Genomic DNA, 20,892 nt, shown 5'->3' on the forward strand with positions numbered 1-20,892 from the left:
TTTATCCCGGCTGAAAGAAGCGCGCCTCCAGCAGCTGACGCAGACGATCGGACTGCGTACCGAAAATCGCATGAACTTCATGCCCAAGAATAACCACGCCAATCGCTCCCGCCTCCTGCAACCCCGCAGAATCTACCACCGCCAGTGATTTCACCGTTACGCGTAGCCGCGTTAAACAGGCGTCTACCTGCCGGATATTGTCGCGCCCGCCAAAGCAGTTCATCAGCCGATCCAGCAAAGCGCTGTCGGCCGGGGCGGCCTCAGTCGGCAATGCCTGTCGACTGAAGTAGTGTTTAAACGATTTCAGACTCACCATGCTGCTCTCCTTCAGAGAAAAAAAAGGCGGGCTGCTGCCCGCCGTCTTACTGACAACGCTTACCGCTCCATCAAGCCAGCGGCGCGCACAAAACGCGGCAGCCCCACGGCACCAGCGTCAGCGGCCCGGCCAGCGGCGTGCCGTCAATTAAATCCTCAAGCCCCGCCGGTAGCTGTAGATGATGCGTTTGGCCGCTAAAATTCTGCAGAAAGATAAAGGCACGTTCGCCATCGGTGCGCCGCTGGGCCGTGACGCCTGGCGGCAGATCGATCGCCAGCGCGCGCGGCAGCGCCAGCTGTTTAATCAGCGCGCCGTAGAAGTCACGATGGAACGCCAGATCGTTACGCGATGCGATATACCAGGCTTTGCCCTGGCCAACGCGGTTAACGGTGACAGCAGGCGTACCGGCGTAGAAGTCGCTCTCATAGCTGGCCAGCGCCGTAGCGCCTTCCAGATGGATATGCTCGCAAAGCTCGCGTGCCTGATAAGGCCCGCTCAGGCCAAGCTCGTTGCCGCGCACGCCGCGCACGCCGTTGAACTCTTCATCCGTCAGGCTATCGATCTCTTCCGCCCAGATACCCAGCAGCGGCCGCAGCGGGCCTGGAAATCCGCCGGGATAGCAGAGATCGCTTTCATTGACGATGCCGCTCCAGTAGCTGGCAACAAAGTGGCCGCCCTGCTCCAGATGCTGCTGCACACGCCCGGCAAAGCCGTCGCGCACCATATAGAGCATGGGCGCTATCACCAGCGCATAGCCGCTGAAATCGCTGTCGCCGTTAATCACATCCACCGCCACGCCCTGCTCCCAGAACGCGCGATAGTGTTCGTTGACGGTGCGCTCATAATGCAGGCCCAGATTGCGCGGCCCCTGGGCATTGTCCATTGCCCAACGGCTTTCCCAGTCAAAGACGATCGCCACTTTGGCTTCAGTCCGGCTGCCGACTACCGGCGTCATCGCCGCCAGCATCCGGCCCAGCTCGCTGACTTCACGCCCGGTGCGGGTATCGAGATGGCCGACGTGGTCGATCACTGCGCCATGGAATTTTTCAACCGAACCGCGGCTTTTGCGCCACTGAAAGTACTGCACCGAGTCCGCGCCATGCGCCACCGCCTGGAGCGAGGAAAGGATATGCATACCCGGCTTTTTAAGCTTGCTGGTTGGCTGCCAGTTGGTGGCGCTCGGCGTCGACTCCATCAGCACAAAGGGTTTGCCCTGCTTCAGGGTACGCATCAGGTCGTGATACATCGCGGTATAGCAGGCGAGCGCGGTTTCATCCTTGTCGTTGTGCCACATGGGATAGCTGTCCCATGAGATGAAATCAAGCGCCTGCGCCAGCTTCCAGTAGTCGTAATCGTAAAAGTACTCCATAAAGTTGGTGGTTGCGGGCAGCGCCGGGTTCGCCGCCTTCAGCGGTTTGATCTCTTCACGACAGAAGTCGGTGACCTGATCGGTCATAAACCGCCGCCAGTCGAGGTTCAGGCCATGGATCGAGACTTCGCCCTGCGGAGCCGGCGAGACAACCTGCGACCAGTCGCTGTAGGTGTGGCTCCAGAAATCGCTCCACCAGGCGTGATTAAGATTTTCCAGCGTTTCGTAACGGTGCTGCAGCCAGCCGCGAAAAGCTTCCTGGCAGCGATCGCAATGGCATTCGCCGCCGTACTCATTGGAAATGTGCCAGCCTATCACCGCCGGATGGTGCGCATAACGCGCGGCCAGCTGTTCATTCATCGCCCGCACTTTCTGGCGGTAAACCGGCGAGGTCATACAGTGATTATGTCGGCCGCCATGCAGCGCGGGCACGCGATCGCGTCCAACACGCAGCACCTGCGGGTATTTCTGCGACATCCAGGCCGGACGCGCGCCGCTGGGCGTGGCGAGGAACACCGAAATGCCCTGCTGGTGCAGCTTGTCCAGCACGTTGTCCAGCCAGGCGAAATCGTAGCGTCCCTCCTCCGGCTCCAGCTTCGCCCAGCTGAAAATGCCGACGGACATCACGTTACAGCGTGCCTGCTTCATCATCGCTACATCATCATCAATGATACCCGGCTGGTGAGCCCACTGTTCCGGGTTGTAGTCAGCGCCGTGCAGCAGCGCGTTGACCCTGGCGCTGAGCGGGGGAAATTTATTCATACCTGTTCCTTTGAGGTGTCAGAAATATCAGCGATAGCGCCAATGGATTAATGAAAAACCTGTAGCGAAGGCAGCGCCTTGCCGTGACAGTCAAACAACGCCTGATTTTCGCGGGCGTTACCCTGTTTCCACTCGTCGTGGATATACTTCATCCCGGCTGGCGTCGCCCAGGTATTGCCCGGCGCCGGGATCCAGGCCGGCTCCCAGTACACCACGCCTTTGCCGCGATGGTTCGGCACCGCCAGCACCGCTTTGATTAGATCGTGCAGCCAGGCCGCCTGACCGGCCACCGTGCCGGGATAGCCGCCCGCCTGTTCCTCTTTAGCCTGGAAGCTGTTTTCGGCGCTATCGCAGTTTTCCAGCGTGTAGCCATAGGCGGCCTCCACCACCATTACGTCTTTGTTATAGCGCTGGCTGATGTCGTCCATATTGGCTTTCAGCGCGCTAATCGGGCCGTTCCAGTAGGTGTACATCGACAGGCCGATAATATCGAACGGCACCTGGCGCTTGACGATTTCATCAAACCACCAGCGGAACATATCGTTTTTGGTGCCTTCGGCCAGATGCAGCATGATCTTCACCTGCTGCGGATCGCTGAGGTTTTCGCGCAGGCCACTGATGCCCGCTTTCAGCAGGGCCGCCAGCCGATCGAACTCGCCGCCGTTCTGCCCCCAGCTTTTGCCCTCTGGCCAGAGCATGCCGCCGTTCAGCTCGTTGCCGATCTGCACGATATCCGGCATTACGCCTTCCGCCTTAAAGCGGGCGATGGCGTCGCGCGTATAGTCATGCACCGCAGTTTCCAGCTGCGGGAACGGCAACGACTGCCAGGCTTTAGGCTTGAACTGCTTGCCGGGATCGGTCCAGAAGTCGCTGTAATGGATGTCGAGCAGCAGCTTCAGGCCCGCGGCTTTTACGCGTTTTGCCAGCGCCAATGTGGTCGGCAGATCGTTACCGCCGCCGCCGTAGGTATGGCCGCTGCCGTCGCGGGGATCGACCCACAGCCGTAGACGAACGGTATTGATGCCGTTGGCTTTCAGGATGGCGATGGCATCCTGCTGCTGATTGGCCGCGTTATAGAATTTCGCGCCCTGTCGCTCCAGTTCCGCCAGTGAAGAGATATCCGCACCCTTCACAAAATCCGCTGGCCACGGCCCGGCGGAGGCGACAGGTGCCGGATCGGCGGCGAGCAGCGGTGTCGCCCAGGCCAGCGCCAGGGCGAGAAGTAAGGTTTTTGGTGTCATGATTTATCCTTTGGTGCCGCCTGAGGTCAGGCCAGAGACGAAGTATTTCTGCAGTGCCAGATAAAAGACGGCGACCGGCAGCGCAATCAGCACCGCGCCAGCCGCATAGGTGGTGTAGCTGGCGCCCATCTTTTGCGACACCAGGTTATAAAGGCCAATCGGCAGCGTAAATTGCTCGGGGGTACGCAGGATGGTGCTGGACAGAATAAAATCGCCCAGCGGCCCGGTGAAGGAGAACAGCGCCACCACCGCCAGGATCGGCTTCGACAGCGGCATAATAATCTCCACAAAGATACGGAAGTTGCCCGCGCCGTCCATGCGTGCCGATTCATCCAGATCTTTAGGGATAGAATCGAGATAGCCCTTCATCAGATAAGTGTTCATCGGGATCATGCCGCCCACGTATATCAGCACCAGCGCAATATGGCTGTTAATCAGCCCCAGCAGCTGCGACAGCACGAAAATAGCGATTAGCGCGGAAAATTGCGGGATCATCTGCAGCAGCAGAAACAGCATCAGCCCGTTTTGCCGTCCTTTGAAGCGAAAGCGCGAAAAGGCATAGGCCGTACAGCTGACGCTGAGCAGGGTCAACACCATGGTCAGGAAGCTGATTTTCATCGAGTTCCAGTACCAGGTCAGGTAAGGCACGGTGCCGTTGAACAGGTTGCGATAGTGCTGCAACGAGGCGTTTTCCGGGATAATCGAGCTGCTGAGCAGGCTATTGCCGGCGTTCAGCGACGCGCCTACCGTCCAGATCAGCGGATAAATAATAATGGTCGAGACCGCTAACACCACCAGCCAGGTCAACGACAGGCGCACCCATTTTTCGCGTTTAATACTCACGGACTTCGCCATAATTGCTTCCTTACGCCATCTCATCTTGTTTAAACGATCGGGTTGCGCGGAACTGCCACAGCGCAAGGCCCACCACGAAAATCGACAGCAAAATAGTGATGGTGGCGGCGATAGCGTACTGCGATGACGACATGGTGAGCTTGTAGATCCATGACACCAGGATATCGGTCCCGCCAGCGTTCGATCCCGCTACCGCCGGCCCGCCGTTGTTAAACAGGTAGATAATGTTGAAATTATTAAAGTTGAAGGTGTACTGGGTGATGATGATCGGCGCAATGGCGTAGAGCACCAGCGGCAGCGTGATGGTTTTCAGCCGCGTCCACGCGCTGGCGCCGTCCATGATCGCCGCCTCGTAGAGATCGTCGGGGATCGCCTGCAATACGCCGGTGGTCATGGCGAAGACAAACGGAAAACCGAGCCAGGTCTGCATCAGGATCAGCGCGGTTTTACTCCAGAAGGGATCGGTCATCCACGCCTTCGGCGCAATCCCAAAGAAATGGAGAATGGCATTGTTGATCACGCCAAAGCTGTCGTTGAACATACCGGCAAACACCAAAATAGTGACAAAGCCCGGCACCGCCCACGGCAGGATAAAAATAGTGCGGATAAGCGGTTTAAAGCGCAGGTCTTTCTGGTTGACCAGGATCGCCAGCATGACGCCGACGCTACACTGTAGCGTGGTGGCCAGCAGCGTCCACACCACCGTCCACTGCAGCACGTCCAGGAAAGTGGAGCGCCAGATCGACAGGGTGAAAATATTAACGAAGTTTTTGAAGCCGACCCAGTCCACCAGCTTCGCCGGCGGCGTGTGATAGAGGTTATAGTTGGTGAAGGCGATGGCGAAACCAAACAGGATCGGAAACACCACCACAAACACCAGCAGGATAAAGCCGGGCGAAATCATCAGGTAGGGAAAGCCGTCACGCAGCAGCAGCTGATACTGCTGGCGCACGCTGTTCAGCGGCTGATGGTTATCGCGCTTTGCGCCGTTAAGCCAGGCATCGCGCACCGACAGCGCCCAAATCGCCACCCCAAAGGCAACGATAAGCACGCTGATAATGCCCTCCGCCAGCAGAAAGATCGAGTTATCGCGCGGCACCTCTTCGCCCAGCGTATAAAGCCCCCACAGCCCCTCGCGGAGAAAATCGTGGAAGACGCCGGTAAAGCTGCACAGCAAAACCAGAAAGCAGAGCCCTTTGGCCCACTGGCGGTGGTAAAACTGGCCGCAGCCAGGCAGCAGCGCCAGCAGCGCGCCGGTCGTCGCATGGCGGCGCGGACGCTTAGGCATCGCCAGCTTTTCATCGGAAGAAATAGTCACACCCGGATCCTTATCCTGTGCGGGTTGCCCCGCGAACCTGCATTACTGGTTACTGGCCTGCATCGCTTCGATCTGCATTGAAATTTGCTTCACGGCGTTATCCAGCGCGGCCTTCGGTTCCTGCTTGCCGGAAACGCTCAGCTCCAGCGCGGCATTGGCCGGGCCCCAGACTTCCTGCATCTCCGGCACGCCCGGCATCGCGGAGGCGCGGGTCGCCTGCACCGCTACCGCATTCGCTTTCTCATCGTTTTTGATGATCGGATCGTTCATCAGCGCGGTCACCGGCGGGATCTCCTGCGTCTTCTGATAGCGTTCTTTCGCATACTGCGGCTGGTTGATAAAAGTGATGAACTTCTGCGCCAGCGCCCGATCTTTACTCCAGGTCGACACCACATAGCCTTTTACGCCCAGGAACGAGCTCATCGGCTTGCCGTTGGGCAGCAGCGGCAGCGGCGTTACGCCATAGTTGATGCCCGCCGCCTGATAAGGCTGGAAGGCCCACGGCCCGTTGATAACCGCCGCGGCTTTTTTCTCGGTAAACAGTGAGTCGATGGCATTCAGGCCGTTGTCGCCCATAATGCCGCTCGGCAACAGCCCTTCGCTGAAGAAGCGCTTGAGGTAAGTCACCGCTTCAACGCTGCCGGGCGTGTTTAACCCGACATCCTGGGTCGCGAGCGCGCCCTTGCCGTCTTTGCCAAAGATGTAAGCGCCCATTGGCGACATCACGCCCCAGCTGTAGTAAAGCTGGTCGAACTTAGCCAGCAGGCCGTACTGCTGCGCCGCGCGCTGCTTCTGAGAGAAAGCGCGATATTCATCCAGTGATTTCAGCGGTGACGGCAGCAGATCCTTGTTGTAAATCAGTACCAGCGTTTCCACCGCTTTCGGGATGCCGTAAACCACCTTATCGTGCACAAATGCCGCCATGGCCGATGGCGTGTAGGCCGCCTGCTCTGCCGCCGCGACGTTCAGCGGTGCCAGCAGCCCCTGCACTACCGCGCTGCCAAGCTGATCGTTAGGGATCACCAGCACGTCCGGGCCGATGCCGGCCGGGCCATCAAGCCGTAATTTTTCGATCTGCTGGGCGAACGGCATTTCCTGCACCTTCACCTCAACGTTAAATTGCTTTTGAAAATCGACGATCGCCGTTTTGATGCCGTCCGATTTTTTAATATCTTCCCAGACGGTGAGCTGTGGTGCGGCCCAGGCCGCCTGATTCAGCATCAGGGCTGACAGAAGAAGCGTAACGCCAGTTTTGATTCTCATTAAAGACCCCATGTGAAGGTATGACATTTCAAACTAAAAGATGCTGAAATCATGTGCGCAGTTCGCGGTTTTACTCGACTTTCACAATCTATAAAGCAGGAACGACGTATCGCATTGTGGGCTTAAGCTACGCGTAACTTCCGTCGTGCTCCAGCCCCTTCGCATCAATGTGTGATCGGTATTACAGAAATCAACAACAGCGATAGGGCGTGCATCAGGGCGGCGTTATAGTCAAAGCAGGCACCATCAAGGCTGACGTGAAGTGCTCGTAATTGTTATACGTACTACATACTTCCACAGCCAAACCTTTTCGCCATGAGGATCCGCATGTCCAGCATCAGACTGAGAAACGTCACCAAACGCTTTGGAAAAACAGAAACGCTGAAAAATATCGAGCTTGATATTGAGGCGGGCGAGTTTGCCGTTTTTGTCGGCCCTTCCGGCTGCGGTAAATCCACCCTGCTGCGGCTGATTGCCGGACTGGAGGAGATCAGCGACGGCGAGATTTTAATTGGCGATGAGGTGATGAATGACGTTGCGCCCGCTCATCGCGGCGTGGCGATGGTCTTTCAGTCCTATGCGCTCTATCCGCATATGACGGTGGCGGAGAATATCGGCTACGGCCTGAAGGTTAACGGCGTGCCGAAAGCGCAGGTTCAGCATCAGGTTGAGATGGTGTCGAAAACGCTGCAGCTTGCCCACCTTCTCGACCGTAAACCGAAGCAGCTCTCCGGCGGGCAGCGCCAGCGCGTCGCTATCGGTCGCGCTATCGTGCGCAACCCACGCGTGTTTATGTTCGATGAGCCGCTCTCGAACCTGGACGCGGAACTGCGCGTCGATATGCGGCTGCACATTGCCAAATTGCATCAGGAACTGAAAACCACCATGGTCTATGTCACCCACGACCAGATCGAGGCGATGACGCTGGCGGATAAGATCGTGGTAATGAACTACGGCAAGGTGGAACAGGTCGGATCGCCGATGGCGCTCTACTATAATCCGGTAAACCGCTTTGTGGCGGGCTTTATCGGCTCGCCGAAAATGAATTTTCTGCCGGCGCGCGTGCAGCAGTGCGGCACCGGCGGACTGATCGCCAGTATCAATGAGGGCGAGCATACGCTACAGCTGCCGCCGCCGGTGCGCCAGCTGCAGCCGGGCGACGCCATTACGCTGGGCATTCGTCCAGAGCAGCTGCAGATTGGCGGCGACGCGCCGCTGCATCTCAATTTCCATTGCGAAGTGGTTGAACGGCTTGGCAACAATACTTATCTGTTTGGCCAGGGCCACGGCCACGACGGCTTCAAGATGCTGCTGCCGGGCGACGTGCATTTCCGCCCTTATCAACATTTACAGCCTGGGTTTTACCCCCATCACTGCATGGTGTTTGATGCCGAGGGAACCCGCATCAGCGCCGATATCGCCATGCCGCAGGTACGTGCCGCCTGATCGATATGATACCGCCCTCTTTCCGTTCGGCCCTGCCGGACGGATACTTTGTGTTCGTCAGTATCCGGCCCCGCTTTCTCGCTGCTGCAATCCTTCTCTTTATCCCTGCGTAAGCGCTTTTTAACCGCCATTCCACCGGTAAAGCAGCAAAATCGCCCGCTTCAGCTATGCTCAAATACAGGTTATTCCTAAGGCGGGGCGTCATTTGCCGTGCCATGCTTAACTACACAACGGATCAATGTTTGGTGAGGAAATCATGAAAAAAACGATTATTGCACTTTCTGCCCTGCTGCTGGCTTCTCCTGTTTTTGCCGCCACACACGCAACGGACGACACCGTAGCCGCCGCTAACGAAGGCGCCAACACGGCAAAAGAGAAACTGCACCAGACCCAGAATGAAGGCAAAGAGCTGAAGCTGAAGTCTGAACACGCGGCGGAAGGCAAAAGCCACGACACCACCAGCAAAATCAGCGAAGGCACGCAGAAAACCTGGCATAAGACCAAAGAAGGTACCGAAAAAGGTTGGGATGCAACCAAAGAAGGCACTGAAAAAGGCTGGAATAAGACCAAAGAAGGCGCCAGCGATCTGAAAAAGAAAGTCACTGAGTAATCGCTTATCGTGATCGAGTTGAAGGCCGCTTATGCGGCCTTTTCTTTTATGGCTCTACAGGGTTTCACAGACCGATGGGGAGCGAACGCTAGCGGCTGATGCTGGCATTCAGCGCCTCAATTGACGTTTGCAGCCCGGCCTCAACGCTCATCGTCAAATCTTCCATTTCCAGCGCGACATAGTCGTTGTAGCCGGTCATGCGCAACACGGAGAAAAACTCCTTCCACCACAGTAAATCTTTCCCGCAGCCCACCGCTACATAGTTCCAGGTTCTGGATTTCGTTTCCGTTACCGGCTGCGTTTCCATCAGTCCATCAATATCCGCCAGACCGCGCTCAATGCGCGCATCTTTGCCGTGCACGTGGAATATCGCGCCTTCCAGCTTTCTGGCGGCGGCGATCGGATCGGCACCCATGGCGATCAGATGCGAAGGATCAAGGTTGATCCCTATCATCTCATCCACCGCACTACGTAGCTTAAGCAGCGTCGACGCGTTGTAAACCAGCTGGCTCGGAAAGGCTTCTATAGCAATTTTCTCTATACCGTGTTGACGCGCATGCTGCACAAATTTTTTCCACCAGGGAATAGCCACCTCTTCCCACTGGTAAGCCAGCACGCCAGGCATATAGTCGGGCCAGGATACGGTCGAAGCGATCCAGTTTGGGATTTTATCTTCCGGGCCGCCGCCCGGCAGGCCGCTCATCATCACTATCTTTTTCACGCCCAGCCTGGCCGCCAGCTCAATGGTTTTGTAGCTGCTGTTGCTGTGCCTTTCCCCCAGCTCGCCAGGCGCCAGCGGATTGCCTGAACAGTTCAGCGCCACGATCTCCATATCGCGCCGTTCCAGTTCATGACGGAAAGCGGCCAGCTTTTCCGCAGAGGCCAGCAGCTCATCGGTTGGCACATGCGGACAGGGCGACCAGCCGCCTGCCGTCATCTCCACGCCGTAAATCCCGTAGCTTTTTACCCGATCCAGCATTTCGCCAAATGACAAATTTGCCAGGACGTCCGTACAAAGTGCAAGTTTCATGGGTGATCCTTAATTCATCAGGTCTGGATTGCGCTGTCGGCCTGTTTAAAATTCCGGCTTTACAAACAGCGTAATAAAATCGGTTTTGCTGGTTGCCTGCGCCAGCAGCGTGCTTTTCCATTCGTTGCTAAACAGGTCAGCGATATCGGCGATAACCTGGATATGCTCGTTTTGCTTCGCCGCTACCGCTACCACGATAAAGGCGATCTTGCCCTTCCCCCAGTTCACGCCCTGTGGAAACTGAAAAACCTGAAAGCCGGTTTTAATCACCAGATCGATGCGCTCTTTAGCGCAGTGCGGCAGAGCAATCCCCGCGCCCAGATAAGTCGATACGCTGCTTTCCCGCGCCAGCATGGCATCAAAGAAGCCATGCTTTACGTAGCCGCCCTGCTCCAGCGCTGCGGCTGCCTGACGGATCGCCTCTGTTTTTGACGAGGCCTGGCAGTCGAGAAAAAGGTCGTCCTGCGAAAGTGCCAGCATAGTCGGTTCCTGTTAATGATTAGCGGTAGAGCGCCGGACGCGGCGGCACGGTGACTTCGTGTTTTAAGCCATCCTGCAATGAAGCGAGTCCCGCATCGCACACCAGCGCAACGACGTAACCGTCCCAGCAAGACGGCCCGCTCATCTCTCTGCCGCTGCTGATATTGTCGATAAAGTTCTGCACCTCCCGATCGTAGGCAGTGGCAAAGCGTTCCATACAGGTTTTGGCGATAGGGTATCCGGCGCCGCTGACGGATCGCTTCACGGTTAGCGCCTGTTCTGTCAGGCTGGCGATAGCATTTTCCCCGATAACTTCACACTGGATGTCGTAACCGTAGTTGCAGTTAACAAACAGTTCGTCATCGATGCGCACGCCCGATTCCGTTTCAAAAATCACCATCAGCGGATCCTGCAAATGCGGCAGCGCGCGGCTGGTTTTTTTACGCGGTATATCGACGCGTACCGAAACAATGTTTTCGTTAAGCAGGTAGCGGATGATGTCGATTTCATGGGTTGCTGAATCGTTAATCGCCATTTCCAGCGTATAGCTCTCCGGTACGGAAGGATTGCGGTGCGCACAGTGCATCAGCAGGATATCGCCCAGCTCGCCGGCATCGATGCTCTTTTTCAGTTCGATATAGCCGGGATCGAAGCGACGCATAAAGCCCAGCTGTAGCAATCGTTTACCGTATGCCGTTTCCGCATCGATAATGGCTTTCGATTCTTCAGCGGTCGGCGTCAGCGGCTTTTCGCAAAATATTGGCTTGCCGACTTTGATGGCGGCCAGGATCTGTTCCTTGTGCACAGGGCCGACAGAACAAATAAAAATGGCGTCCACGCTTTCTGAATGAATCATCTCAATAGCGTCATAATAAGCGGTGGCCTGGTACTGCTTCGCCAGCGTATCCGCTACGCCGCTATTGATATCGCACACCGCCGTGACTCTGGCGTTATTAATTACTGTACTGAAGCGTTGCAGATGATCGCGGCCAATCATGCCCAGGCCAATGAGTCCGATATTTACTGGCATTGCGTTTACCTCACTTTTAAAAGCGGAATTTATTTTCAATCTGTTCTAAGGTCAGCCCGCGCGTTTCGGGCAGAAATTTAACCAGCAGGATCAGCATCACGACATTGGTCGCCGCGAAGAAGCCAAAGGTCATGCCGCCGCCATAGTGATGCAGCAGCAGCGGGAAGATGGACTGGATAATAAAGTCGAAGATCCACAGGCCGAACACGGCGATACCCATGCCAAGGCCGCGCATCCGCAGCGGATAGATTTCCGCCAGCATCAGCCAGAAAACCGGCGCTATCCAGCCCTGCATAAAGACCAGAAACAGCAGCATCAGACCCAGGATGATGTAGCTTGCGCTCGCAAAATCGGCATGCAGACTCTCCACGCCGTTTTGGATTTCGGTATGGAAGAAAAGCTTAAAGGAGAGTCCGATCAGCACCAGGCTCAGGGTGACGCCAGCCTGCCCGGTGAAAAAGATTTTTCTGCGCGAGTGTTTGCCAATCAGCACCATGCCCAGCAGCGTTGCGAGGATGGAGACCACGCCGTTGGCCACCGCGCCGGTGACCGCGGCCGCATCGCCCAGACCAGTAGCTTTCAGCACTGTCGGCGCGTAATACATGATGGTATTGACGCCCGTCACGCGTGTGGCCAGCACGATCATCAGGCCAATCAGAATCAGCTGGATAACCCAGGGTTTTTTCAGCTCGGCAAAGATATTCAGCCGTGCCGTATCAATCTGGAGAATGCGCTGTATCTCTTTGACCTCACGATCGACCTCTTGCGGCAGACGGATGGTTTTCAGCACCTTTATGGCTTTATCGGTTTCGCCGTGGCGCAGAAGAAAGCGCGGTGATTCCGGCATCATCAGCATCCCGATCCACAGCAGTGCGCCGGGAATAGCCGGGATCGCCAGCATGATGCGCCAGTTATGCGACATATCGGGATAAAAATTAACGATACCGGCGTTCATCGAGTAGGCGAGGAACTGGCCGGTAACGATCATCAGCTCATTGACCGTAACCAGTCGCTCGCGCTGGGCTGGCCGCGCCAGTTCAGTGATGTAAACAGGCACGGTTACCGAAGCGCAGCCGACGGCCAGGCCAAGGACAAAGCGGGCGACGATCATGGAAGGGACATTCCAGGCGAAAGCCGTGCCCAGCGCGCCAATAATAAATATCGCCGCGACCCACAGCAGGTTTTTCCGCCGCCCCTGCTTATCGGATAAATAACCGCCGAACAGCGATCCCAACGCCGCGCCGAACAGCAAAAAGGAAGTAATAAAACCTTCCTGCACCGGCGTTAAATTAAAATCATATTTCATAAAAATTAATGCACCGGAAATTACGCCGGTATCATAGCCGAAACATAATCCGCCGATAGTAGAGACCAGCGTAATAAAGCGCATTCGGTTGGGATTTTGCAGGTGACTTTTATTATACATAGGGTTTTCCGTCTGGTTTTAAGGAACGCCTTGCATCATTTTTTATAAACCGTTAATGGCTGTTGCCGCCGTTTAAAAACAATCCCAGGCTACAGCGGACAGAGAAAAGGGTATACCGAAGTGAAAGAAAAAGGCCATATAGAAAGATAACGAAAAATTCATACCGTGGTGGAGATCAATATTCCGCTTAAATTTTCCCATAGCGGGTGACAGCAATCACAAACTGATTTTAACGCGTTGACTTAGCAAGAATGAAGAGATTATTTCTACGCTTACTTTTATTAAAAATAACAAGGAAGATAATATCTTACGGCATTAATTACGCTGGTAACTGGAGCGGCAATCAGGCTTTTATTCTGCCGTTTTGATGATTTTCGTCCTGTCGGTCAACATTAAAAAGCCATACCGAAAAAGGGGATTTACCTTTTTGCCGACGGGATGGCGGTTGAACCTTTTATTTCAAAATGTGCTCAAAAAAGACTCGACCGGTGGAACGGCAGCCGTTTTTGCTGGTTGATTGCGGCGGCATAAAGCAAAAACAGAGATTTTCTGGCCGACTATTTTTCTATATCCATTATCAATCAGCAGTTTATAGAAAAATAAAAACTAATTTTGATGATTACAGCCAGCGACTATTGATGTAAGAATAGTGATGAACGCCACGGGAGAAATTATGCTGACATTTTGCCTGAACGACTGCTCCGCCACGGGCGGCTTTGCAAACGGCATGCGGCCGCGTTTGCTGTTTATGTGCCGGGCCGACGGCATTGGCGCCGCCACGCCGCGCGTGATGCACCGTCATCAAGAGCGGTTTGAGCTGATGTTTATTATGCAGGGCAGCGGCACTTATCATATCGACGGGCGTCAGTATCAGGCGAAACAGGGCGATCTGCTGCTGTTTAATGCAGGCGTGCTGCATGACGAATGCCCGCACGCTACGGACGACCTGATGTTATTCAGCTGCGGCGTAGAACAGCTCAGTATTCACGGGCTGCCGCTAAATCATTTAACGCCGCGCGGCCAGACGGCGATGATGCCGAGCGGCGTTTATTACGACGAAATCCGCCAGCTCTTTTTACAGATGTGGCAACATATCAACAGTAAAAAGCCCTACGCCAGCGAAACGGGCCACAGCTTATTGCAGGCGCTGCTGTTAATTTGTCGGACAATCTGGGCGGAGAAAAACGAAGTTAGCGATCCTGACGCACTGTCGCCAGGCCAGCGTATTAAAGATTTTATTGACGAACATTATAAAGACAATCTTGATTTCCGTTTAATTACGGCCGAACTGCAAATGAATCGTTTTTATCTGGCGCATCTGTTTAAAGCTTTTTCAGGTTATTCGCCTAAACAGTATCAGACCCGACGCAGGATCGGCGAAGCGCAGTCTTTATTACTCAGCACCGAACTGGGCGTAACGGAAGTGGCGAATGCGGTAGGCTATGACAACGTCAATAACTTTCATCGTATTTTTCATAATCTGGTAGGCATCCCGCCCGCTCGCTATAAAAAGTTCTGGTTAACTGGCGAGCTGAAAAATGTGCCGACGCCGGGCCAGCAGTCAGCAAGCGCATAGCGCGCCGGACGCGATTTCTTAAGGGCCTTAAGGTTTTCCTAACCTTTCACTGGCAGGCTGAGCCTCTCTTTTCTTGCTCCGGATTGCTGGTATGTCACTGATGCAGCTAAAAAGAGTGTCGCTGAGTCGACACCTTTTCCTGATCCTCTTTTCCGCCTACATTGCTTTGTTTCTGAATCTTGCCTTCTACCATCAGGTGCTGGCGGCCATGCCGCTTACCACGTTGCGCTGTACGCTGGTTTTCCTTTCTATGCCGCTTGTAGCGTTCAGCGTCATTAATATCGTGCTGACGCTGGCTTCGTTTCTGTGGCTGGACAGGCTGCTTATCGCCCTGTTTATCCTGGTTTCCGCTGCGGCACAGTATTTTATCTGGAACTACAATATCGTTCTCGACCGCTCGATGATCGTCAATATGCTGGATACCACCGCGTCGGAATCCTTTGCCCTGATGACGCCGCAGTTTGTTATCAGCCTGCTGCTTTCCGGCGTGCTGGCCGTCGTGCTGGCGTTCTGGATACGCTTCAAAACGCCGTCGGGCCTGTTGAGCAGCGTGGTGCCGCGCGCTATCAGCCTGGCCGCCTCTGCCATGTTGATCCTACTGATAGCCCTGCTCTTCTATAAAGATTACGCCTCGCTGTTTCGCAATCATAAAGAGCTGGTGAAGTCGCTTAGCCCTTCCAACAGTATTGCCGCAACGCTTTCCTGGTATAAGCACAACCAGCTAACGCACCTGCCGCTGGTCAGGCTGGGAGAAGATGCGCATCAAAGCCCGCAAATGCTCAACAGCACGAAAAAAAGCCTGACCATTATTGTGCTGGGCGAAACCTCGCGCGCGGCGGATTTTTCGCTTTCCGGCTATCCGCACCAGACCAACCCCCTGCTGGCGAAAGATAACGTTATCTATTTCCCGCAGACCATATCCTGCGGCACCTCTACGGCAGTGTCGGTGCCCTGCATGTTTTCCGGGATGCCGCGCGCGTACTATGATGATGTGCTTGCCAGCCATCGGGAAGGCCTGCTGGATATCGTGCAGCGCGCGGGCCTGAGCGTGCTGTGGAATGAGAACGACGGCGGCTGTAAAGGCGCCTGTGACAGGGTGCCGCATCAGGATATGACGCGCCTGGATCTGCCTGGCGAGTGCATCGACGGCGAATGCTACGATGACGTGCTGTTTCACGGCCTGGATGACTATATCAACCAGCTGAAGGGCAACGGCATTATCGTGCTGCATACTATCGGCAGCCACGGCCCAACCTATTATCATCGCTATCCGGCGCAGTTCCGCCGTTTTGTGCCGACCTGCGACACCAACCAGATCCAGGACTGTTCCAGGGAGCAACTGGTCAACACCTACGACAATACCCTGCTCTATGTGGATTACATCGTCGATAAAGCCATTAACGTATTAAAATCACATCAGGATCGTTTTACCACCAGCCTGGTCTATCTTTCCGATCACGGGGAATCGTTGGGCGAAAACGGGGTCTATCTGCATGGTATGCCCTACGCGATAGCGCCGGAAGAGCAGAAGCATGTGCCGATGCTGATTTGGCTGTCGCCCGACTATCAGCAGCGCCACGCGGTGGCTATGGACTGTATGAACAAACTGACGAAGAATACGTGGTCGCAGGATAATCTGTTCTCTACGGTGCTGGGGCTGACCGGCACGGTGACGCGTGAGTATGTGCCTGGCGACGATATCCTGACGGCCTGTCGGAGCACAAATCGGTGAAAATTCTGGTGGTGGAAGACGATGCCCTGCTGCTACAGGGTTTGCTTATGGCGCTGGAAGGCGAAGGCTACGTTTGCGACGGCGTAAGCACCAGCCACGACGCACAGGCCGCGCTTGCCAGCGGCCTCTATAGCCTGCTGATCCTCGATTTGGGATTGCCGGACGAGGACGGCCTGCGCCTTTTGCTACGTCTGCGTCGCCAGAAGAAAAAGTATCCTGTGCTGATCCTCACCGCGCGCGATACGGTCGGCGACCGCATCACCGGGCTGGACGCGGGCGCGGACGATTATCTGATCAAGCCTTTTGCGCTGGAAGAGCTGCTGGCGCGCATCCGGGCGCTGATCCGCCGCGATGTTAACCAGGGTGACAGCAGGCTGACTTTCGGCCAGCTGGCGCTGGATATGACGCATCGCCAGATCCATCTTGCCGACAGGCTGCTGGAGCTGACGCCGAAAGAGTACGCTATTCTGTCGCGGCTGATGCTTAAGGCCGGGCAGCCGGTGCATCGCGAAATCCTCTACAACGATATCTACAACTGGGAAACCGAGCCGTCCACCAACACGCTGGAGGTGCATATCCACAACCTGCGCGAAAAAATCGGCCGGTCGGCGATCCGCACCGTGCGCGGCTTTGGCTATGCCCTGATCAAGGCCGATACGGATGAGTAAATTTTTCTTTCAACGTCAAGGCAACACAATGCGCTTTCGCCTGCTGATGGCGGTTGGCCTGATTTTGCTGTTCTGCCAGGTGATTAGCGTGGCGTGGCTGTGGCACGAAAGCAAAGAGCAGATCCAGCTGCTGGTGGACGCGGCGCTGCATAATCATGACCAGCACAAGCACGTGGAAAAAGAGATCCATGAGGCCGTCGCCAGCCTGGCCGTGCCGAGCCTGATTATGATTACGCTCGCCCTGCTGCTCTGTTTCCAGGTGGTGAAATGGATCACGCGGCCGCTGTCTGAACTGCAAAAGCAGCTGGAAAACCGCAGCGAGGACGATCTCGATCCCATCAGCTGTGCCCGTTCGGTGCGGGAAGTGGATGCCGTTACCCAGGCTGTTAATCAGCTGATTACGCGTCTGACCACCAGTCTGGAGCGCGAACGCCTGTTTACCGCCGATGTCGCCCACGAGCTGCGCACGCCGCTGGCCGGACTACGGCTGCATCTGGAGCTGATAGAGAAAAAGCACGCCGTTAACGTGCGCCCTTTGCTCGAGCGTCTGGATCAGATGACCAACAGCGTCTCTCAGCTGCTCCAACTGGCGCGCGTCGGGCAATCCTTTACCGCCGGCAACTATCAGCAGGTTTCGCTGATGCGGGATGTGATCGCGCCGATGAGCCTGGAAATGCAGGCGATGCTGCAACAGCGTGGACAAACGCTGGAAGTGGCGGCAACGCAGGATGTCACGGTGCGCGGCGACGCCACGCTGCTGAGCGTCCTGCTGAGGAACCTGCTTGAGAATGCCCATCGCTACAGCCCAAAAGGCACCGTCGTGACCGTTCGCATTGAAAACGTTTCCGGCGCGGTGCTGGCGGTGGAGGATTGCGGGCCGGGCATTGACGAAAGCAAAAGCGGCGAGCTGAGCCGCGCTTTTGTACGGATGGACAGCCGTTACGGCGGCATCGGGCTGGGCCTGAGCATCGTCAGCCGCATTGCCCAGCTGCATAAGGCGCAGTTTTTCCTCGAAAATCGGCCGCAAACCGGCGGTTGTCGCGCCTCGGTAAAATTTTCCTGACGGCAGCTCAGGCGGCGAACCAAACCCGCAGAAAAGCCAGGATCACAAGGCCGCTGAAAATCACGGCGGTATATTCACTTAGCGGACGGCTGTGCGGCTGTTTCATAGTGTTCTCCTCAGGTTGGTGAGAAGAGTTTCCCGCAGGAATATTAAGGCAACATTAAGGGCGCGCTAAACGGCGGAAAAATGTTGCTTTCGAGCTGGCGGAACCCGCGGGAAATGCCCGTTGCGGTTTGCCCTCTTATACCGAAATCCTTCTGGTGCTACGCTGCGTGTTTATCCGTCACGCTATTAAGGAAACCTCTATGTTTACCGGTCTCAGCGCGTTCCCTTTAACGCCAATGAATGAAACAGAAATTGATGAGCGCGCTTTTCGCGGTTTGATCCAGCGACTGGCGGCAGCCGGAGTGACGTCGCTTGGCGTGTTGGGTTCGACGGGCAACTACGCTTATCTGACGCGTGAGGAGAGAAAGCGTGTGGTTTCGCTGGCCGTCGAGGAAGCGGGAAAGGTGCCGGTGATGGTGGGCATTGGCGCGCTGCGGACGCGTCAGGTGCTGGAACTGGCCGAAGACGCGCAGCAGGCCGGTGCCAAAGCGCTGCTGCTGGCACCAGTTTCCTACCAGAAGCTGCGGGTAGAAGAGGTGTTTCAGCTGTATCAAAGCGTTAACGACGCTATTTCCGTGCCGCTGTGCCTGTATGACAATCCCGGCACCACGCAATTTACCTTCAGCGATGAGCTATATGGTCGACTCGCCGGGCTTTCCAGGCTCGCCGCTATTAAAATTCCCGGCGTGCCGGACGATGCCGCCCAGGCAAAAGCGCGGATAGACCGTCTGCGCCAGCTATTGCCGGACAAAATAGCCATTGGCGTCAGCGGCGACGCGCTGGCCGCGCGAGGCCTGAATGCGGGCGGCGAGCTGTGGTTTTCCGTGCTGGGCGGCCTGTTTCCGCAGGTTTGCCAGCGGATTATCCGGCTGAGCGCCGCGGGTCAGCAGCTGGAGGCGCAAAACCTTTCCGATCGGCTGGCCCCGCTCTGGGCGCTGTTTGCAAAATATGGCAGTTTGCGGGTTGTCGCCGCGCTGGCCGCCAGGCTGGGCCTGACGGAAGCGGTTAATCTGCCGCAGCCGCTGGCGTCAATTGATCGTGAGGATGCCGGGCGGCTGGAGGCTGTTCTGCCCCTGCTGGAGTGAAAGGCTCCAGCAGCTATCTGCCCCGCTGGAGTAAAAGGCCACAGTAGTAGCAATCATCTGCTGCTGTTGGATTGAAAGGCCAAAGCGGCGGTAATTATCTGCCGCTGCCGGACTGCCAAACCAAAGCGGCGGTAATTATCCGCCGCCGTACTGCCAGCCAGGATGGCGTGAAACAGGGGCGGCCGTTACCTGCCGCCTGGCAACTTCGCTCTCTTTACATGGCTAAAAAATGCGCAAAAACCTGCCCTTTATATAAGATTATCTTATAACAAAACCTCATAACATTTACCCCGCACCGCTTTCTTTTTCTCAGCATTCCCCCTTACTTCAACAGGCAAACGTTTACCTGGCGACAAACAGGCTTTTTCGGCGCAGACAAGCAACAGCCCGCTTAAGTTCCGTCCTTTGCGTGATCTACATCACACTTTAATTAAAGTGAAATGAAACAGAGTTTGACAACTGTGAGCGATATCTATTTCCTTAAGCGCGGATGACGGCACACTTTTCCGGCATTTATACGGGCGCTTTCGGCACTGAAACCGCCTTCCTGTTCCGTTCCGGATAACGACAGATAAGACCATCGCGCGGGCTGCAGAAAATGGTCGATAAGCATGTGGTAATATAATGAAATATAAATCTCTGATGGCTGGCGCAGTGATGGCGCTTTCATACAGCACCGCTTCTTTTGCTGCCCCCGAGCAGCCGCAGTACGTTTCCGACTGGTGGCACCAGAGCGTTAACGTGGTAGGCAGCTATCACACCCGGTTCGGGCCGCAGTTTAACAACGACGTTTATCTGGAATATGAAGCCTTCGCCAAAAAAGACTGGTTTGATTTTTACGGCTACCTGGATCTGACCAACTTCTTCGGTGCCGGTAACTCCAACGCCAACGGCATTTTCGACCACGGCTCGCCGATGTTTATGGAGATCGAACCGCGCTTCTCCATCGACAAACTGACCAATACCGATCTGAGCATCGGGCCGGTGAAAGAGTGGTATTTCGCCAACAACTATATCTACGATATGGGCCGTAACAGCGACAACCGTCAGAACACCTGGTACATGGGCCTGGGCACCGATATCGATACCCACACGCCGGTCAACCTGTCGCTGAACGTGTACGCTAAATACCAGTGGGAGAACTACGGTGCCGCTAACGAAAACAGCTGGGACGGCTATCGCTTTAAGGTGAAATACTTTGTGCCGCTGACTTCGCTGTGGGGCGGTAACCTGAGCTATATCGGCTTTACCAACTTTGACTGGGGTTCCGATCTGCGCGACAAGAGCGATGCTTCACGCACCAGCAACTCCATCGCTTCCAGCCACGTGCTGTCGCTGGTTTACGATCACTGGCACTACTCTGTGGTGGCGCGTTACTTCCACAACGGCGGCCAGTGGGCAGATGGCCAGGAGCTGAACTTCGGCACGGGTAATTTTGAAGTGAAATCCACCGGCTGGGGCTACTATCTGGTGGCTGGCTACAACTTCTGATCCGCAACGCTTCCTCAACCGCCAGC

Annotated in this window: 18 protein-coding genes; 8 read left to right on the top strand and 10 right to left on the bottom strand. The window is 55.7% G+C overall.

The genetic code is table 11. The features are described 5' to 3' along the window. Position 1: 1 nt before the first annotated feature. The 6 genes from ACVWZ0_RS17050 to ACVWZ0_RS17075 form a co-directional block, all read right to left on the bottom strand. Positions 2-316 (bottom strand): glucose PTS transporter subunit EIIB, encoded by a 315-nt coding sequence (locus ACVWZ0_RS17050; protein WP_253459130.1) that lies wholly within the window; start codon positions 314-316, stop codon positions 2-4. 70 nt (positions 317-386) lie between these two features. After that, positions 387-2,447 carry a beta-galactosidase gene (locus ACVWZ0_RS17055; protein ID WP_253459128.1) on the bottom strand — a complete coding sequence of 687 codons (2,061 nt, stop codon included), beginning with the start codon at positions 2,445-2,447 and terminating at the stop codon, positions 387-389. A 47-nt stretch (positions 2,448-2,494) separates the two neighbouring features. After that, complete coding sequence (locus ACVWZ0_RS17060; RefSeq protein ID WP_253459126.1) at positions 2,495-3,688, bottom strand: glycoside hydrolase family 53 protein; 1,194 nt, start codon at positions 3,686-3,688, stop codon at positions 2,495-2,497. 3 nt (positions 3,689-3,691) lie between these two features. Next, entirely contained in the window at positions 3,692-4,543 is an 852-nt protein-coding gene (locus ACVWZ0_RS17065) for a sugar ABC transporter permease (RefSeq protein WP_253459124.1), read from the bottom strand. Between the two features lie 10 nt (positions 4,544-4,553). Then, positions 4,554-5,831 carry a carbohydrate ABC transporter permease gene (locus tag ACVWZ0_RS17070; protein WP_301289828.1) on the bottom strand — a complete coding sequence of 426 codons (1,278 nt, stop codon included), beginning with the start codon at positions 5,829-5,831 and terminating at the stop codon, positions 4,554-4,556. Between the two features lie 72 nt (positions 5,832-5,903). Then, complete coding sequence (locus tag ACVWZ0_RS17075) at positions 5,904-7,124, bottom strand: extracellular solute-binding protein (protein WP_253459121.1); 1,221 nt, start codon at positions 7,122-7,124, stop codon at positions 5,904-5,906. A 327-nt stretch (positions 7,125-7,451) separates the two neighbouring features. Between ACVWZ0_RS17075 and ACVWZ0_RS17080 the strand changes: the two genes are divergently transcribed. Both ACVWZ0_RS17080 and ACVWZ0_RS17085 read left to right on the top strand, forming a co-directional pair. Further along, entirely contained in the window at positions 7,452-8,570 is a 1,119-nt protein-coding gene (locus tag ACVWZ0_RS17080) for an ABC transporter ATP-binding protein (protein ID WP_253459119.1), read from the top strand. 256 nt (positions 8,571-8,826) lie between these two features. Then, positions 8,827-9,180 (top strand): hypothetical protein, encoded by a 354-nt coding sequence (locus ACVWZ0_RS17085; RefSeq protein WP_253459116.1) that lies wholly within the window; start codon positions 8,827-8,829, stop codon positions 9,178-9,180. An 88-nt stretch (positions 9,181-9,268) separates the two neighbouring features. On the opposite strand, the gene ACVWZ0_RS17090 is transcribed toward ACVWZ0_RS17085, so the two are convergent. Genes ACVWZ0_RS17090 through ACVWZ0_RS17105 form a run of 4 tightly spaced genes read right to left on the bottom strand, consistent with a single transcriptional unit; the run spans position 9,269 to position 13,146 of the window. Continuing rightward, on the bottom strand, positions 9,269-10,210 hold the full coding sequence (locus ACVWZ0_RS17090) for a sugar phosphate isomerase/epimerase family protein (protein ID WP_253459113.1): 942 nt from the start codon (positions 10,208-10,210) through the stop codon (positions 9,269-9,271). Positions 10,211-10,255: 45 nt separating this feature from the next. Then, positions 10,256-10,690 (bottom strand): PTS sugar transporter subunit IIA, encoded by a 435-nt coding sequence (locus tag ACVWZ0_RS17095; RefSeq protein ID WP_253459110.1) that lies wholly within the window; start codon positions 10,688-10,690, stop codon positions 10,256-10,258. Positions 10,691-10,709: 19 nt separating this feature from the next. Continuing rightward, positions 10,710-11,720: a Gfo/Idh/MocA family protein gene (locus ACVWZ0_RS17100; RefSeq protein WP_253459107.1), complete on the bottom strand. Its 1,011-nt coding sequence runs from the start codon at positions 11,718-11,720 to the stop codon at positions 10,710-10,712. A 16-nt stretch (positions 11,721-11,736) separates the two neighbouring features. Further along, positions 11,737-13,146, bottom strand: coding sequence for a sugar porter family MFS transporter (locus ACVWZ0_RS17105; RefSeq protein WP_253459104.1), 1,410 nt, complete (start codon positions 13,144-13,146; stop codon positions 11,737-11,739). 673 nt (positions 13,147-13,819) lie between these two features. On the opposite strand from ACVWZ0_RS17105, the gene ACVWZ0_RS17110 reads away from it, so the two are divergent. From ACVWZ0_RS17110 to ACVWZ0_RS17135, 6 genes are all read left to right on the top strand, one after another. Beyond that, positions 13,820-14,722: an AraC family transcriptional regulator gene (locus tag ACVWZ0_RS17110; protein ID WP_253459101.1), complete on the top strand. Its 903-nt coding sequence runs from the start codon at positions 13,820-13,822 to the stop codon at positions 14,720-14,722. A 91-nt stretch (positions 14,723-14,813) separates the two neighbouring features. After that, complete coding sequence (eptA, locus tag ACVWZ0_RS17115) at positions 14,814-16,454, top strand: phosphoethanolamine transferase EptA (protein ID WP_253459099.1); 1,641 nt, start codon at positions 14,814-14,816, stop codon at positions 16,452-16,454. Next, the gene (gene pmrA / locus ACVWZ0_RS17120; protein WP_253459096.1) at positions 16,451-17,122 is read left to right on the top strand and encodes a two-component system response regulator PmrA; all 672 of its coding nucleotides are present in this window, start codon (positions 16,451-16,453) and stop codon (positions 17,120-17,122) included. The genes eptA and pmrA overlap by 4 nt, the downstream gene beginning before the upstream one ends. Beyond that, the gene (pmrB, locus tag ACVWZ0_RS17125) at positions 17,115-18,185 is read left to right on the top strand and encodes a two-component system sensor histidine kinase PmrB (protein WP_253459093.1); all 1,071 of its coding nucleotides are present in this window, start codon (positions 17,115-17,117) and stop codon (positions 18,183-18,185) included. The genes pmrA and pmrB overlap by 8 nt, the downstream gene beginning before the upstream one ends. Before the next feature lie 305 nt (positions 18,186-18,490). Further along, positions 18,491-19,375, top strand: coding sequence for a dihydrodipicolinate synthase family protein (locus tag ACVWZ0_RS17130; protein WP_253459090.1), 885 nt, complete (start codon positions 18,491-18,493; stop codon positions 19,373-19,375). A 624-nt stretch (positions 19,376-19,999) separates the two neighbouring features. Next, the gene (locus tag ACVWZ0_RS17135; RefSeq protein WP_253459086.1) at positions 20,000-20,866 is read left to right on the top strand and encodes a nucleoside-specific channel-forming protein Tsx; all 867 of its coding nucleotides are present in this window, start codon (positions 20,000-20,002) and stop codon (positions 20,864-20,866) included. Positions 20,867-20,892: the final 26 nt, after the last annotated feature.

It is taken from the genome of Erwinia sp. TECH1 (assembly GCF_054057575.1).

Bases quoted from the DNA above. Each gene is read 5' to 3' on its own strand.
- ACVWZ0_RS17090 (WP_253459113.1), bottom strand. From the start codon at position 10,210: ATGAAACTTGCACTTTGTACGGACGTCCTGGCAAATTTGTCATTTGGC.
- ACVWZ0_RS17050 (WP_253459130.1), bottom strand. From the start codon at position 316: ATGGTGAGTCTGAAATCGTTTAAACACTACTTCAGTCGACAGGCATTG.
- ACVWZ0_RS17135 (WP_253459086.1), top strand. From the start codon at position 20,000: ATGAAATATAAATCTCTGATGGCTGGCGCAGTGATGGCGCTTTCATAC.
- ACVWZ0_RS17080 (WP_253459119.1), top strand. From the start codon at position 7,452: ATGTCCAGCATCAGACTGAGAAACGTCACCAAACGCTTTGGAAAAACA.
- ACVWZ0_RS17070 (WP_301289828.1), bottom strand. From the start codon at position 5,831: ATGCCTAAGCGTCCGCGCCGCCATGCGACGACCGGCGCGCTGCTGGCG.
- ACVWZ0_RS17100 (WP_253459107.1), bottom strand. From the start codon at position 11,720: ATGCCAGTAAATATCGGACTCATTGGCCTGGGCATGATTGGCCGCGAT.
- ACVWZ0_RS17055 (WP_253459128.1), bottom strand. From the start codon at position 2,447: ATGAATAAATTTCCCCCGCTCAGCGCCAGGGTCAACGCGCTGCTGCAC.
- ACVWZ0_RS17085 (WP_253459116.1), top strand. From the start codon at position 8,827: ATGAAAAAAACGATTATTGCACTTTCTGCCCTGCTGCTGGCTTCTCCT.
- ACVWZ0_RS17130 (WP_253459090.1), top strand. From the start codon at position 18,491: ATGTTTACCGGTCTCAGCGCGTTCCCTTTAACGCCAATGAATGAAACA.
- ACVWZ0_RS17105 (WP_253459104.1), bottom strand. From the start codon at position 13,146: ATGTATAATAAAAGTCACCTGCAAAATCCCAACCGAATGCGCTTTATT.
- eptA (WP_253459099.1), top strand. From the start codon at position 14,814: ATGTCACTGATGCAGCTAAAAAGAGTGTCGCTGAGTCGACACCTTTTC.
- ACVWZ0_RS17065 (WP_253459124.1), bottom strand. From the start codon at position 4,543: ATGGCGAAGTCCGTGAGTATTAAACGCGAAAAATGGGTGCGCCTGTCG.
- ACVWZ0_RS17095 (WP_253459110.1), bottom strand. From the start codon at position 10,690: ATGCTGGCACTTTCGCAGGACGACCTTTTTCTCGACTGCCAGGCCTCG.
- ACVWZ0_RS17110 (WP_253459101.1), top strand. From the start codon at position 13,820: ATGCTGACATTTTGCCTGAACGACTGCTCCGCCACGGGCGGCTTTGCA.
- ACVWZ0_RS17075 (WP_253459121.1), bottom strand. From the start codon at position 7,124: ATGAGAATCAAAACTGGCGTTACGCTTCTTCTGTCAGCCCTGATGCTG.
- pmrB (WP_253459093.1), top strand. From the start codon at position 17,115: ATGAGTAAATTTTTCTTTCAACGTCAAGGCAACACAATGCGCTTTCGC.
- ACVWZ0_RS17060 (WP_253459126.1), bottom strand. From the start codon at position 3,688: ATGACACCAAAAACCTTACTTCTCGCCCTGGCGCTGGCCTGGGCGACA.